This is a genomic window from Salipiger sp. PrR003, from assembly GCF_010500785.1.
In the GTDB taxonomy this organism is placed as follows: Bacteria; Pseudomonadota; Alphaproteobacteria; order Rhodobacterales; family Rhodobacteraceae; genus Salipiger; species Salipiger pacificus_A.
In genome coordinates, this window is the sequence record NZ_JAAGOV010000032.1 from 126,971 (window position 1) to 141,606 (window position 14,636).

The window sequence follows — 14,636 nt, forward strand, 5'->3', positions numbered from 1 at the left end:
TCCCTAGCTTATCTGAGGAAAACCATAGAGCTGCTGCGGGTTCTCCACCAGTGCGCGGTGCTGCGCGTCATCCGGCAGCCAGCTCATGGCGAGATCCAGCAGATGAGCGTCGTCGGGATAGTCCTCGGTGCGGCTGGCCGCGTTGTGCGGCCAATTGGTGCCCCAGACGATGCGCTCGGGGGCGTGAGCCCCAATCTCGCGGCTGAGCGCGGCGATGTCGGGATAGTCGGGGCCCGACGTCGTGGTCGCCTCGTAGCAGCCGGCGAACTTGAACCAGCACCGGCCCCCGTCGATGAGCCGCTTGATGGTGGCGACATGCTCGGGGGTGATGCCGCCGAAGATCTTGCCGTGGTGGTCGAGCACCCAGTTGGATCTCAGCTTCGCCAGCCTCAGCTCCAGCTCCGGGAGCGCGGTGCCATCGAATTGCACCGCCATCATCCATCCCGCCGCATGGGCGCGCGCATCCACCGCCTCGAGGTGATCGAGACCCACCGCCCCGCCGGGCAGGTCCATGATCCGCGCGCCGACGATCCCGCTCTCGGACAGCCGCGTCATCTCCGCCTCCGAGGTCTCGCCGGTGATCACCGCCACGCCGCGCGCGCACTCGCCCATCTCGGCAATGCAGGCGAGCAGGCTGGCGTTGTCCATCTGGTGCCCGTTGCCCTGGGTGATCACCACCCGGTCGATGCCGAGCCAGCCCATGGTCTTGCGGTACATCTCGGGGGTGGGCAGAGGCTCGGCGGGCACGCCTTTGCCATCCGCCCGCCAGCCGTAGCCCGGCAGGTACATGTGCATCTGCGTGTCGCAGGCGCCCTTGGGCATCCGGGTCCTGGGCTTTGCGCCGGTGAGCTTGCGGTCGATCATCGTCGGTCCTTCGAGGCGATATGAGGTGAGAGGCGGAACGCCGTCAGGACGTTCAGCCCTTCGGCGCGAAATCCTTGAGGGCAGCGCGGTCGATCTCGATCCCCAGTCCCGGCGCGTCGGGGATGCTGACCCAGCCGTTCTCATGCTCGATGGGTCGCGTCACCACTGCCTGCCGGAACGGGTTGTGGGTGCGGTCAAACTCCATGATCGGCTCGATCGGACCGCGTCGCACCGGGTCGGGCACCATCGCCGCCATGAACTGCAGAGCGGCGGCGATCTGCACCGCGGTGCCCCAGACGTGCGGCACCACGCGCACCCCGTGCAGCGTGGCAAGATCGGCCACGCGCTTGGCCTCGGTGAAGCCGCCGACGCCGCAGAGGTCGGGCTGGGCGATGTCGATCACCCGCCGCCGCAATGGCTCGGCGAATCCCCAGCGGGTGTGCCATGTCTCGCCCCCCGCCACCGGGATTGGCTGGCGCGCGCGCACCTCGGCATAGGCACCCAGCTGCTCTGGGATCACCGGTTCTTCGAACCAGTCGATGTCATACTCGGCAGCGGCATTGCCGACCCTCACCGCCTCGATCACGTCATAGCCGTGATTGCCGTCGATCATCAGCCGGGTCTCCGGGCCGATGGCCTCACGCACCGCCTTGATCACCTGCAGGTCCTCTGCAGGATCGAAGCCGATCTTGATCTTCACCGCGTGGAACCCGTCCGCCGCGTGGCGGCCGGTCTCCTCGGCATTGTCCGAGACCCGATCCACCCCGTCGCGCTTGAACGAGCCGGTGGCATAGGCCCGCACCTTCTCGCGGAAGCGCCCGCCGAGCAGGGTCGAGACCGGCACGCCGAAGTGCTTGCCCTTGATGTCCCAGAGCGCGATGTCGATGCCGGAAAGCGCGCAGACCGAGATCCCCCGCTGCCCCTGATCGCGCAGCGCGTTGTAGAGCACGGCCCAGTGCTTCTCCGTCTCCAGAGGGTCCTTGCCGATGAGCCAGGGCGTATAGGCCTCGACCATGGCGCGGTTCGGTCCCGCCGGGCCGAGGCATTCGCCCCAGCCCGTGGTGCCGTCGTCGCAGACCACCTCGACCAGCAGATGCACCCGCCGATCGAAGCGCATGGAGGCACTTTCAAACGCCGTCTCCAGCCTGTGTTCCAGAAGATGGGTGCGGATCTCGGTGATCTTCATGGGTCTGTCCTTGCCTTACTGGTGCGCGTCGATCAGGGCCTTGAGGATCTCTTCCTCCTCGCCGGTAAGATCCGAGAGCGGCGCGCGGACTTTCCCGGCGTCGAAGCCGACCAGCCGCACGCCCGCCTTGATGGCCGACACCGCGTAGCCCTTGCGGCGCGAGCGCAGGTCCATGAAGGGGTAGAAGAAGCTCTTGAGGATGTCTTCGCAAGTGGCGCGATCGCCTGCCCGCAGCGCGGCGTAGAACTTGTTGGCCAGCGCCGGCACGAAGTTGAACACCGCCGAGCTGTAGGTGGTGAAGCCCGCACCCAGATAGGCCTCGGCGAACAGCTCCGCCGTGGGCATGCCGCCGAGGTAGGTCAGCCGGTCGCCCATCTTGGCGGTGATCTGCCGCACGAGGCCAATGTCGCCGGTGCCGTCCTTGAAACCGACGAGGTTCGGGCAGGCGTCGCAGAGCCGCGCCAGCGTGTCGGCCTGCAGAACGGCGTTGTCGCGGTTGTAGACCATGACGCCCATGCCGGTGGCATCGCAGACCGCCTTCACGTGCTCGTAGAGACCTTCCTGAGGCGCATCGATCAGGTAGTGCGGCAGCAGCAGGATGCCGTCACCGCCCGCCGCCTCGACCGAGCGCGCGATGCCCTTGGCAATCTCGGTACCGTAACCGCAGCCCGACACGATTGCGGTCTTGCCGGCGCTTTCCTTGGCGGCCCTGACGATGACCGGGATCTCGTCCGGGGTCAGCGAAAAGAACTCGCCGGTGCCGCCCGCGGCAAAAAGCACCGGGGCGTCGAAGCCCGAGAGCCACTCGACGTGTTTCTGGTAGGGATCGGCGGCAAACCTGTTGTCGGCGTTGAACGGGGTGACCGGGAAGGAAAGCAGGCCGGAGCCGAGCGCCTGTTTGATCTGTTGCGGGTCCATGCGAGGGTCCTCTTTCTGGGGCGCGCGCGTGCGGGCCTGTGGGGTGTTCGGGGATGTGTCAGCTTTGGTGAATGGGCTCGTCGGTAAAGACGCCGCCCTGGTATTTCGCCACCGAGTCCTCGGGGCCGGGCCGCGGCACCGTGCGGCGGATTTCCTCGGCATAGTCCTGGGAATTGTCCTGCGGCACCCAGCCGAGGAAGGCGGCGTGGGAATTGTCCCACCAGCCCATGTCGTTCGCCGATTGCCCCCAGACCACGGTGCAGCCGAGCCGCGGCGCGGTGAAGGCGGCCATGATCAACGAGGTGAAATCGCGCGGGCTGAGCCAGGTCGACAGCATCCGCCAGTTCTCGGGCTTCGGGGTGCAGGAGCCGATGCGCACCAATGCGCTCTCCTGCCCGAACTTGTCGTGGTAGAGGCTGGCCACCGCCTCGCCGAAGATCTTCGACACGCCGTAGAGCCCGTCGGGCTTGAAGGGGTCGGTGTGCTTCAGCCGCTCTTCCTGCCGGTAGTAGCCGATGGTGTGGTTGGAGCTGGCAAAGATGATCCGGGGCATGCCGTGCAGCCGCGCCGCCTCGTAGAGATTGTAGACGCCGCGCAGGTTGGCCGCCTCGATCAGGTCGAAGTTCTTTTCCACCGATATGCCGCCAAGGTGCACCACCCCGTCGCAGCCCTCGACCAGCGCCTTGACCGCGCCGCCGTCGGCGATGTCGCAGGGCACGAAGCTCTCGTTGGCGCCAAGGTCGGTGATCTCGGTGATGTCCGACAGGCGCAGTTCCTCGGCGTGGGGCTTCAGCGTCTCGCGCAGGATGGTGCCAAGCTGGCCCGCCGCGCCGGTGATCAGGATACGTTTCATCATCATGTCTCTCACTCCATCAGGCTTGGCAGGAACATGGAGAAGGCGGGCACATATGTCACCAGCATCAGCGCCACGAGGATCGCCGCGTAGAACGGCAGGATCGTCTTCACCGCCTGTTCGATCCGCACGCCGCCGACGACACAGCCAACAAAGAGGCAGGCGCCCACCGGCGGGGTGCAGAGGCCAAGGCCGAGGTTCATCATCATCACCACGCCGAATTGCACCGGGTCCATCCCGAGCCCCACCGCGACGGGCAGGAAGATCGGCGTGCAGATCAGGATCAGCGCCGCCATGTCCATGATCATCCCGAGCACCAGCAAGATCAGGTTCAGCAGCAGCAGGATCACCAAGGGGTTGTCGGAAATGCCGGTGACCGCGCCCGCCAGCAGCTCGGGCACCCGGTAGAGCGTCAGCAGGTAGGAAAAGGCCGAGGCCGTCGCCACCAGCAGCATCACCAGCGCCGTCGTGCGCACCGAGCTGACGACGGCGGTCTTGAAGCCCGCCCAGCTCAGCTCGCGGTAGACGAGGGTGGTCACGAGGATGGCCCAGATCGCGCCGAAAGCGCCGGACTCGGTGACAGTCATCACGCCAGAGAGCACGCCGCCCACCACGATGATCGCGGTCATCAGCCCCGGCAGGGCGACAACGAAGGACAGGCCGAGCGCCTTCCATCCCGGAAAGGTTTCAGCCGGGTAACCGCGGCGCACGGCCACCGCATAGGCCACGATGCCGAGGCAGAGGCACATCAGGATGCCGGGGATGACACCCGCGATGAACAGCTTCGAGACCGACACGCCGCCCGCCGCCACGGCAAAGAGGATCATGTTGTGCGACGGCGGGATCACAACGCCCGCCACCGAGGAGGTCACCGTGACGTTCACCGCGTAGTCGGGGTCATAGCCCTTTTCCTTCATCACCGGGATGAGGATCGATCCCAGCGCCGAGGTGTCGGCCACCGCCGAGCCCGAAATGCCGCCGAAGAGCATGGATGAGGCGACGTTGACCACCCCCAGCCCGCCGCGCATCGCACCCACCGCAGAAGAGGCCAGCCGCACCAGCCGCCCGGCGATGCCGCCATGCATCATCAGCTCGCCGGCGAAGATGAAGAAGGGGATGGCCAGCAGCGAGAAGACAGAGATGCCCGAGAGCACCCGCTGGAAGGCTATGAAGAGCGGCAAACCCTCGTAGACGAAGCCGCCGACCGCAGCGAGACCCAGCGCGAAGGCCACCGGCATGCCGCAGATGAGACCAAAGCCGAAAGTCCCGAAAAGAATGATCAAACCCATGTCAGTACCCGCGGCCCTTTGCCAGCTCGGCCATTTGATAGAGGGTGAAAAGCGCGCTCAGAGCGCCGCAGATGGCCATGGGCACGGCGCGCAGGCCCTCGGAGATACCGAGCATCGGCACGGTGCGGGCCCAGGTGTTCTCGGCCAGGATGTAGCCCTGCCAGCCGAGGCAGAGCGCGAAGATCAGCACGCCGACGAGCGCGAGCCATTTCATCGCCATGGCGATCGGGCCGGGAAAGGCGTCGCGCAGGAAATCCACCGAGAGGTGCGTGCGGCCCCAGACGCCCGCCGCAGCCCCGAGAAAGGTGATCCAGACCACGAGGAGCAGCGCCAGCTGCTCGACCCAGGTGGGGGTGTCGTTCAGGATGTAGCGCCCCCAGACCAGCCAGCCGAAGATGGCGATCAGGACGACGAGGCCGGTTCCGGCCACCGTCACGCAGACCCGCGCTAGCAGGTCGAGCAGGCGATAGACGGCCCCTGCCCCGGCCTCTTGGCTCTGTGCCATTGTGCCTCCCGGAAAGGGCGTGTCCCCGCGGGGACACGCCTGAGCCTGCTTCAGATCACTCGATCGCCTGGATGTCGCGGATCAGGCCTTCCAGATCCGGGTTGCTCTCGATGAACTTGGCGTAGACCGGCTCCATCGCCGACTGGAACGCCGCGGGGTCGGAGACCTCGTTGACCGCCACACCGCTGTCTTCCACCTTCTGCTTCGAGGCCATCTCGCGCTCGGCCCAGAGCTCGCGCTGGGTTTCCGCCGCCGAAACCGCCGCCTCGGTGACGATCGCCTTGTCCTCGTCCGAGACCTTGTCCCAAACCTTGGTCGAGACGCAGATACACTCGGGGATGATCAGGTGGTTGGTGATCGAGTAGTACTTGGCCACCTCGTAGTGGTTCGAGCTCTCGAACGACGGGTAGTTGTTCTCGGCGCCGTCGATCACGCCGGTCTTCAGCGACTGGTAGACCTCGCCATAAGCCATGGGCGTGGCGTTGCCGCCCAGCTGGTCGACCATCTGCACGTAAAGATCGTTGCTCATCACCCGGAACTTCATGCCGTCCATGTCGGCGGGTGTCTCGATCGGGTGCTTGGTGTTGTAGAACGAGCGCGAGCCGCTATCCATCCACGACAGGGCAACCAGCCCCTCTTCCGAGAGCGCGTCCGAAAAGCGCTGGCCGATCTCGCCGTCCATCGCCTTGTGCATGTGGTCCACGTCACGGAAGATGAAGGGCAGCGACAGCACGTTGGTCGCCGGAACGATCTCGCCCATAGGGCCCATGTTGAAGTTCCCCACCGCGATGGCGCCGGCACGGACCTGTTCAATCGCATCGGGTTGCGCGCCCAGCACGCCGTTGGCGTAGACGGTCGGCTCGATCCGTCCCTCGGTCTTCTCGGTCACCTCGTCGGCGAATTGCTGCATGGCGACCACGTTCGGATAATCCTCGGGGTGGATCGCCCAGGCACGCCAGGTTTCTGCCTGTGCCGCCCCTGCCAGCAGCCCGCACAGCGCGGTCGCCGCGACCAGGGCCGTTTTGGTCTTGGTGAAGTACATCATCCTCTCCTCCCATAGATGCGTATGACGTTACGCGGCGGTTATGGATGAGTTGTATGATGACTGTCAATAATTTCGTATGACAAGAGTGCGTCGGATGCGCCGAGACACAAACCGACCTCCAGAAAGCACCTTGTATAAATTCAATCCCGAATACTTGGAAATGCGCGGAAGCTCGCGCCTTGGGTGCAGAGGTTGTCGCTATTTCGTTCATATCGTGTAAGCTCAGGGGCATAGATCCGTCCTTGGAAGGACCATTGATATGTTCTTTAGACTGATTGAATCGTTTTCGGCTGTCGCTCTGTGCGCGTTTATTCTTGCCTCCACGACTGCCACCCCTTCGCTCGCGCAGGACACCGCCGAGGCCCCCGGCCCCACGGTCCTCGTCCAGACGGTCGAGACGCAAAGCATTCGCCCCTCGTTCACCCATCCGGCGCGCATCGAGGCGCTCAACACCGCGTCGATCCGCCCGACGGTGCAAGCGCAGATCACCGCGATGCACATCACCGCCGGCGATTTTGTCGAAGAGGGTGATCTGCTGGTGGAGATGGACGAGACCCATTACCGTATCGCCCTTGCGCAGGCGCACGCCGCGCTGAAACAGGCCGAAGCGGCGGCGATCAAGGCGGATCTCGACCTCGACCGAGCCACCCAGCTCTCGCAGAGCAACACCGTCTCGCAGCGCGAGGTCGAATATGCGCAGGCGCAGGCAGACGTGGCGCAGGCCCAGGTCGACGTGGCCAGCGCGCAGATCGCGCAGGCAGAGGAAGACCTTGCGGACACCAAGGTCTATGCGCCCTTCAGCGGCCGTATCTCGGCGCCGAACTATTCCGTCGGCGATCTCTTCACGGTGGGTGATCCAACCCAACCCCCCTACATCGCGACCATCGTCTCGCTCGATCCGATCTACGCGGTCGGGCTGGTCGACCAGTCGAACTACTTCGGCTTCCTCGCCAAGCGGCTCGAGATCCAGGAGGCTGGCGGATCGATCCCGCCGCTCGAACTCGAGGCCATCCTGCCCGGCGGCGAGGTCTATCCCGAGAAGGGCACCTTCGAGAACTGGGACAACACCGGTGCGGCCAGCACCGGCACGATCGCGGCCCGCGTGCTCTTTCCCAACCCCCATGGGGTGCTTCTGCCGGGTCAGAACGTGACCATCCGCGGTCAGGTGATCGAGCCGATCCAGGCCCCGCTGATCCCGCAGCGGGCAGTGAGCCTCGACCAGCAGGGCCACTTCGTCTGGGTTGTCGGCGAAGACAACACCGTCGAGCGCCGCACCATCAGCGTCGGCGTCCGCAGCGGCGCCAACTGGACCATCACCGAAGGTCTCGCGGATGGCGAGCAGGTGGTCGTGGAAGGCCTGCAAAGCATGCGTCCCGGCCTCACCGTCTCGCCGCAACCCTACGACAGCTGAGCCCCGGCAGCGGAGAATTTCATGGGACCTCTATTTTTCATCAGGCGGCCCAAGTTCGCCTTTGTCCTTTCCATGCTCATCACGCTGTTCGGTCTTCTGACCCTGACCGTGATGCCCATCGACCAGTATCCAGACATCACCTCGCCCAAGGTCGTGGTCCGCGCGAACTACCCCGGTGCCGACGCGGCAACCCTGCTGCAGGCTGTCGCCGCGCCCATCGAGGACGAGGTGAACGGCGCCGAGGGCATGGCCTACATGGAATCCAAGGCCGCCTCGGACGGCTCCTACACGCTGACCGTGACCTTCGAGACCGGCGTCGACGCCGATCTGGCGCAGGTCGACGTGCAGAACCGGGTGGCGCTGGCCGAACCCTCTCTGCCTGCAGAGGTCCGCCAGCGCGGCATCCGGGTGCGCAAGCGCAATCCCGACATCCTGATGGTGGTCGACATCATCTCGCCCGACGGGCGCTTCGACGGTCTTTTCCTGTCGAACTACGCCTCGATCAACGTCGAGGGCGAGTTGGCGCGCATCGCCGGTGTCGGCGCCGCCGAGAACATCGGCGCGCTGGACTACGGCATGCGGGCCTGGCTCGACCCGGTGCAGATGGCCAACCACAATCTCACGGTCAACGAGATCGTCGCGGCGGTGAAGGAGCAGAACGTGCAGGCCGCCGTCGGCTCGCTCGGCGCCGCCCCGGCCGCGGAGGACACCCAGTTCCAATACGTGCTGACCACCAAGGGCCGGCTCGAAACCGAAGAGGAATTCGGTGATATCATCCTGTCCGCCAATGACGCGGGCTCGGTGGTGCGCCTGCGCGACGTGTCGCGGATCGAGCTCGGTGCCTTTGCGTACAAGGGCTACGGCGAGTTCAACAACCAGCCCGGCGTGCTGCTGGCGGTCTACAAGCTGAGCGAGGCGAACTCGCTGGAGGTGGCCGAGGCGGTGCGCGAGAAGATGGAGGAGCTGAAGCAGTACTTCCCCGAGGGCGTCGATTACGTCATCGGCCACGACACCACGCTGTTCATCGAGGCCTCGCTCGAAGAGACGGTGATCACCATGATCTTCACCATCCTGCTGGTGGTGGCGGTGACCTACATCTTCCTCGGTTCGGTGCGCGCGACGCTGATCCCGACCATCGCCGTGCCGGTGTCGATCATCGGCACATTGGCGGTGCTCTACGCCTTCGGCATGACGATCAACACGGTGACGCTCTTTGCCCTCATCCTCGCCATCGCGCTGGTGGTGGACGATGCCATCATCGTCGTCGAGAACGTCGAGCGCATCCTGCACGAGCATCCCGAGATCGGCTCGGTCGAGGCGACCAAACGCGCCATGGCAGAGGTGACGGGGCCGATCGTCGCAACCTCGCTGGTGCTTGCGGCGGTCTTCGGCCCGACTTTGCTGCTGCCCGGCATCACCGGGCGCATGTTCAGCCAGTTCGGCGCGACGCTCACCGTCTCGGTGCTGATCTCCATGATCAACGCGCTGACGCTGAGCCCGGCGCTGGCCTCGGTGCTGATGAAGCCGGGGATGCACCCGAACTTCGTCATCCGCGGCTTCAACAAGGGGTTCGACTGGGTGACGCGGGTCTACAGCGCCATCGTCGATTTCCTCGCCCGCAATGCGATCATCGCGATCGCCATCGCCGCAGCGCTGTTCTTCGCCATGTACACGCTCTTCACCACCACGCCGACCAGCTTCATCCCGACCGAGGACAAGGGCTTCTTCATGGTCGACGTGCAACTGCCCTCGGGCGCGTCTTTGAACCGCACGGAGGTGATCATGGACCGGCTCACCGACGCGCTCGGAGAGGATGAGGCGGTCGAAAACGTGCTCTCGGTGAATGGCTACTCGATCCTCAACTCGGCGCTGCAGTCGAACGCGGGGATGATCATCGTCAAGCTCAAGGAGTGGAGCGAGCGCACCACCGAGGAAAGCAGCCAGCCCTTCCTGCAGCAGAAGTTCACCCGGATGTTTGCAGACATGCCCGAGGCAAAGACGATCATCTTCGGTGCGCCCGCGCTGCCGGGCATCGGCGCGGTCGAGGGTCTTTCCTTCGTGCTCGAGGACACGCAGGGACGCGGGCCCGACGAAATGACCGCGGCGCTGCAAACTTTCCTCGCCGCCGCCAATGGCGCCGACGAGATCGCGCTGGCCTATTCCACCTTCAAGGCCGACGCGCCACAGCTCTTCCTCGACATCGACCGGGTGCGGGCAAAGACGCTGGGGGTGCAGATCTCTGACATCTTCCTGACCCTTCAGGCCCAGCTTGGGGCGCTCTACATCAACGACTTCAATGTCTTTGGCCAGTCCTACAAGGTGATGATCCAGTCCGACGCCGAGTTCCGCCAGAACGAGCGCGCCTTTGACACACTCTACGTGCGCAACAGCGAGGGCGGCATGGTGCCGCTCTCGACGGTGATCACCCCGGTGCCGACCACCGGGCCGGACGTGCTCTATCGCTACAACACCTACAACTCGGCCACGGTCACCGGCATTCCCAACTCCGCCGGCGGCTTCAGCACCGGCAATGCGATGGACAGTTTCGAGACGGTCGCCGGAACCGCCCTGCCCGAGGGGTTCCGCTACGAATGGACCGGCTCGTCGCGCGAAGAGCGCGCCTCGGGCAACGCGGTGCCGATCGCGCTGGGGCTGAGCCTCGTGTTCACCTTCCTGTTCCTCGCGGCGCTCTACGAAAGCTTCCTGACGCCAGTCGCGGTGCTGCTCACCGTGCCCTTCGCGGTGCTGGGGGCTTTGGTGTCGCTGAGGATCGCGGGTGAACCGCTCAGTCTTTACGGGCAGATCGGCCTTCTGATGCTGATCGCGCTGGCGGCGAAGACGGCGATCCTGATCGTGGAGTTCGGCAAACAGCAGCGCGAAGCGGCGGAGCTGGAACTGCACGAGGCCGCGATGCAATCGGCGCGGCTGCGCTTCCGCCCGGTGATGATGACGGTGCTGGCCTTCGCGGTCGGGGTCTACCCGCTGGTCATCGCCTCGGGTGCGGGCTCAGCGAGCCGGGTGTCGCTGGGGCTGGCGGTCTTCGGCGGGGCGATCGCCTCGGCGGTGCTGGGGGCGATCTTCGGGCCGGTGTTCTTCAAGATCATCCAGGGGCTGCGCGAGAAAATCCACCGGGGACGGACGCCGCCGGTGGTGTGAGACGTCGTGGCAATCAGGAAAGGCCCGGGCACAGCGCCCGGGCCTTTGTAGATTTCGATCAGCACCTTACCCGAGCGAAACAAGTCGAAGCCGCCGGTCGCGCGCCTAGACCGCCACCTCATGCACTTCGGCGCTCAGCCGCCCCGAGACCAGCGCTGCCAGCGCCACCATTCCCGCCGCCGTGCCAAGCACCAGCGGCAGGCCTCCGAGCTGATAGGTCAGCCCCGAGAGCAGCGTGCCGATCAGCCGCCCTCCGGCATTGGCCATGTAGTAGAAGCCGACGTCCATGGTCACCCGCTCGGACTTGGTGAAGGCGAGGATCAGGTAAGAATGCAGCGAGGAGTTCACCGCGAAGATCGCGCCGAAGACCAGCAGGCCGACGACCAGCACCACAGTCAGCCACATTTGCGGCCCGGGCGATAGCAGCACCGCCACGGTCAGCGCAGCCGGCACCACGAAGAGCGCCGCCGCCCAACCCCGCGCGGCTCGGATCAGCTCGGCCTCGGGGCGAGTTTTGGCGCGCAGGATGCGCGGCGCCGCCGCCTGCACCGCGCCGTAAAGGATGATCCAAACTGCCATGAAGGTGCCGATCATGAAAAAGGCCGCGCGGTTGCCCTCTTCGCTGCCGTCCGAGAGCACCGCGTAGAAATAAATCGGGATGCCGACCACGAACCACACGTCGCGCGCGCCGAAAAGGAACACCCGCGCCGCCGACAGCCAGTTGACGTTGGCCGACTTCGAGAAGACCTCGGAGAATTTCGCTCCCTTGCGGCCCTTCGGCAAGCCGCCGGGCATGAAGACGCAGACCGCCATGAGGATCACCGCAAGCACCAACGCCATGGCCAGCACCGCCCATTTGAAGCCGAGCGACGCCAGCAGCGCCGCCCCGAGCAAAAAGCCGACCCCCTTCACCGCGTTCTTCGAGCCGGTGAGCACCGCGACCCAGCGGAAGAGTCCGCCCCGTTCCGAGGGCGCCAGCAGCTTGACCGCCGACTTCGAGGACATCTTGGCCAAGTCCTTGGCGACCCCCGAGGCGCCCTGCACGCACATGACGAAGACGACCGAGGCGCCGATGCTCCACGAAGGGTCGAGCTGGGTCAGCGCCAGCAGCGCCGCCACCTGCAACCCGAGCCCCGCGTAGAGCGTCGAGGTCAGCCCGAAGCGCGCCGCGATCCAGCCCGCCGAGAGGTTGGTAACCATCCCGGCGATCTCGTAGAGCACGAAGAGATAGGCCAGTTGCACCGGGCTGAAGCCCAAGCTGTGGAAATGCAGCAGCACCAGCATCCGCAGCGCGCCGTCGGTGAGCATGAAGGCCCAGTAGGCGGCGGTGACGGCGATATAGGCCGAGAGGCCCTCGGGTCTGCCTTCGGCCTGCACGCTCACATCCGCCCCCCGACCATCAGCGCCACGTCCACCAGCCGGTGCGCGTAGCCCATCTCGTTGTCGTACCAGGCGTAAACCTTCACCTGCGTGCCGTTCACCACCATGGTCGAGGGCGCGTCGATGATCGCGCTGCGGGTGTCGTTGGTGTAATCCGACGAGACCAGCGGGCGCTCTTCGTAGCCGAGGATGCCCTTCAGCGCGCCCTTCGACGCCGCCTCGAAAAGCGCGTTCACCTCCGCGGCGCTGGTCGCGCGCTCCACCTCGAAGACACAGTCGGTCAGCGAAGCGTTGAGCAGCGGCACCCGCACCGCGTGGCCGTTCAGCCGCCCTTTCAGCTCGGGGTAGATCAGGGTGATCGCGGTGGCCGAACCGGTGGTCGTGGGGATCAGTGAGTTCAACGCCGAGCGCGCGCGCCGCAGGTCCTTGGCGGGCCGGTCGACGATGGTCTGCGTGTTGGTCACGTCGTGGATTGTCGTGATCGAGCCGTGCCTTATACCCAGGTTCTCATGGATCACCTTGACCACCGGCGCGAGGCAGTTGGTGGTGCAGGAGGCCGCGGTGACGATGCTGTGCCGCGCCGGATCATAGGTGCCGTCGTTGACGCCGTAGACGATATTGGCGGTTGCCCCGTCCTTGACCGGAGCGGAGACCACGACCTTCTTCACCCCCGCCGCGAAATAGGGCGCGAGCGCCGCCTCGGACTTGAAGACGCCGGTGCAGTCGATGACCACGTCCACCCCGTCGAGCGGCAGCGCCGAGAGATCACGGGTGCCCATGAAGGGAAGCCGTGTGCCATCCACCGTCACGCTCTGCGCATCGTGCGAGAACTCGGCGTTCCAGCGCCCGTGCACCGTGTCGAACTCCAGCAGGTGCGCGTGCATCGCCGGATCGCCCACGGCGTCGTTGATCCAGGCGATCTTCGCCCCCTTCTCGAGCAGGGGCTTCAGGGCGAGTTTTCCGATGCGGCCGAGGCCGTTCAGGGCAAATGTGGTCATGCGTCTTCTTCCGGGGATGTCTGGGTCGGGGCGAACTGTGCGATCTTGTCGACAGCAGCCTGCAGCGAGATGCGGTCGAGCTGGTCAATGGGCAGCGCGGTGAAGGCCTCGATCCGGTGCTTGAGCGCACCATAGGCCTGTTGGAAGGCGAGCATCTTCTCGGCCTCGGTGCCGGTCGCCTTCACCGGGTCAGGCATACCCCAATGGCCCGAGATCGGCTGGCCGTCCCAGGCCGGGCAGTCCTCGTTGGCCGCCTGGTTGCAGACGGTGAAGACAAAATCGAGGTCCGGCGCGCCCTCGCCCGAGAATTCCGAGACATTCTTGGCGCGCAGTGCCGCAATGTCATGGCCCTTCTGGCGCAGCAGTTCGACGGCAACGGGGTTCAGCTCGGAGCTGGGTTTCGTCCCCGCCGAATAGGCGTTGAACCGGTCACCGGCGATTTCGCGCAGCAGCGTTTCGGCAAAGATCGACCGCGCGGAATTTCCGGTGCAGATGAACAGGACGTTGTATTTGCGGTCAGGACCTTGGGTGGTCATCGGGGCGGTTCCTTCTGGTGCGAAAAGCGGGCTCGGGGAGCAGATCTCGGGGCGCCCGCGACAGCAGTCGCGCAGCAGGTAGTCGAAGGTGTCCTGCACCTGTTTCATGTCGACCGCGTAAAGCAGCGAGGTGCCCGCGCGTTCCTGGGTCACCAGCCCGGCACGCATCAGCGCGGCGAGATAGGTCGAAAGCGTGCTGGCCTTCACCTCCAGCACCTCGGCGATCTCGCCGGCCGGCAGGCGGTCGGGGTAGCGGCGCATGAGCAGCCGGAACAGCGCCAGCCGCTGCGGGTGGCCGAGGGTCATGAGGCGGTCGGGAATCTCTTTTTCCATATTTCATGAATATATGAATTATAGGGACTGCGGAAGTGACAGTTTCATGACACGCGCGCGCAACGCGCATCTCCAGGGCCTCTCGACAGCGAGCCCTCGCGGCATCTTGCACTTTTCCAGATATATCTTATCTTCCGATATATCGAAATTTACCCCAAATGT

Annotated in this window: 12 protein-coding genes; 2 read left to right on the plus strand and 10 right to left on the minus strand. The window is 65.3% G+C overall.

The window, feature by feature from the left end:
- Positions 1-3: 3 nt before the first annotated feature.
- From G0D83_RS08270 to G0D83_RS08300, 7 genes are read right to left on the minus strand one after another with little or no spacing between them, the layout of a single operon-like run.
- On the minus strand, positions 4-864 hold the full coding sequence (locus G0D83_RS08270) for an amidohydrolase family protein (RefSeq protein ID WP_164191914.1): 861 nt from the start codon (positions 862-864) through the stop codon (positions 4-6).
- Positions 865-916: 52 nt separating this feature from the next.
- A complete protein-coding gene (locus G0D83_RS08275) occupies positions 917-2,050 on the minus strand; it encodes a mandelate racemase/muconate lactonizing enzyme family protein (protein ID WP_164191917.1) in 1,134 nt (377 codons plus the stop codon).
- A gap of 15 nt (positions 2,051-2,065) precedes the next feature.
- On the minus strand, positions 2,066-2,968 hold the full coding sequence (gene kdgD / locus G0D83_RS08280; RefSeq protein WP_164191920.1) for a 5-dehydro-4-deoxyglucarate dehydratase: 903 nt from the start codon (positions 2,966-2,968) through the stop codon (positions 2,066-2,068).
- Between the two features lie 58 nt (positions 2,969-3,026).
- Positions 3,027-3,827 (minus strand): NAD(P)-dependent oxidoreductase, encoded by an 801-nt coding sequence (locus G0D83_RS08285; RefSeq protein ID WP_235940278.1) that lies wholly within the window; start codon positions 3,825-3,827, stop codon positions 3,027-3,029.
- 5 nt (positions 3,828-3,832) lie between these two features.
- Entirely contained in the window at positions 3,833-5,110 is a 1,278-nt protein-coding gene (locus G0D83_RS08290) for a TRAP transporter large permease (RefSeq protein WP_164191923.1), read from the minus strand.
- A 1-nt stretch (position 5,111) separates the two neighbouring features.
- Positions 5,112-5,615, minus strand: a complete 504-nt coding sequence (locus G0D83_RS08295; RefSeq protein WP_164191926.1) for a TRAP transporter small permease — start codon at positions 5,613-5,615, stop codon at positions 5,112-5,114.
- A 55-nt stretch (positions 5,616-5,670) separates the two neighbouring features.
- A complete protein-coding gene (locus G0D83_RS08300; RefSeq protein WP_164191929.1) occupies positions 5,671-6,657 on the minus strand; it encodes a TRAP transporter substrate-binding protein in 987 nt (328 codons plus the stop codon).
- Between the two features lie 262 nt (positions 6,658-6,919).
- On the opposite strand from G0D83_RS08300, the gene G0D83_RS08305 reads away from it, so the two are divergent.
- Both G0D83_RS08305 and G0D83_RS08310 read left to right on the plus strand, forming a co-directional pair.
- Positions 6,920-8,071 carry an efflux RND transporter periplasmic adaptor subunit gene (locus tag G0D83_RS08305; protein ID WP_164191932.1) on the plus strand — a complete coding sequence of 384 codons (1,152 nt, stop codon included), beginning with the start codon at positions 6,920-6,922 and terminating at the stop codon, positions 8,069-8,071.
- Positions 8,072-8,092: 21 nt separating this feature from the next.
- Complete coding sequence (locus G0D83_RS08310) at positions 8,093-11,227, plus strand: efflux RND transporter permease subunit (protein WP_164191936.1); 3,135 nt, start codon at positions 8,093-8,095, stop codon at positions 11,225-11,227.
- Positions 11,228-11,332: 105 nt separating this feature from the next.
- On the opposite strand, the gene arsJ is transcribed toward G0D83_RS08310, so the two are convergent.
- From arsJ to G0D83_RS08325, 3 genes are read right to left on the minus strand one after another with little or no spacing between them, the layout of a single operon-like run.
- A complete protein-coding gene (gene arsJ / locus G0D83_RS08315) occupies positions 11,333-12,610 on the minus strand; it encodes an organoarsenical effux MFS transporter ArsJ (protein ID WP_370457190.1) in 1,278 nt (425 codons plus the stop codon).
- Positions 12,607-13,605 carry an ArsJ-associated glyceraldehyde-3-phosphate dehydrogenase gene (locus tag G0D83_RS08320; protein ID WP_164191939.1) on the minus strand — a complete coding sequence of 333 codons (999 nt, stop codon included), beginning with the start codon at positions 13,603-13,605 and terminating at the stop codon, positions 12,607-12,609. The genes arsJ and G0D83_RS08320 overlap by 4 nt, the downstream gene beginning before the upstream one ends.
- Positions 13,602-14,474 (minus strand): helix-turn-helix domain-containing protein, encoded by an 873-nt coding sequence (locus tag G0D83_RS08325; RefSeq protein WP_164191943.1) that lies wholly within the window; start codon positions 14,472-14,474, stop codon positions 13,602-13,604. Before G0D83_RS08325 ends, G0D83_RS08320 begins: the two co-directional genes overlap by 4 nt.
- Positions 14,475-14,636: the final 162 nt, after the last annotated feature.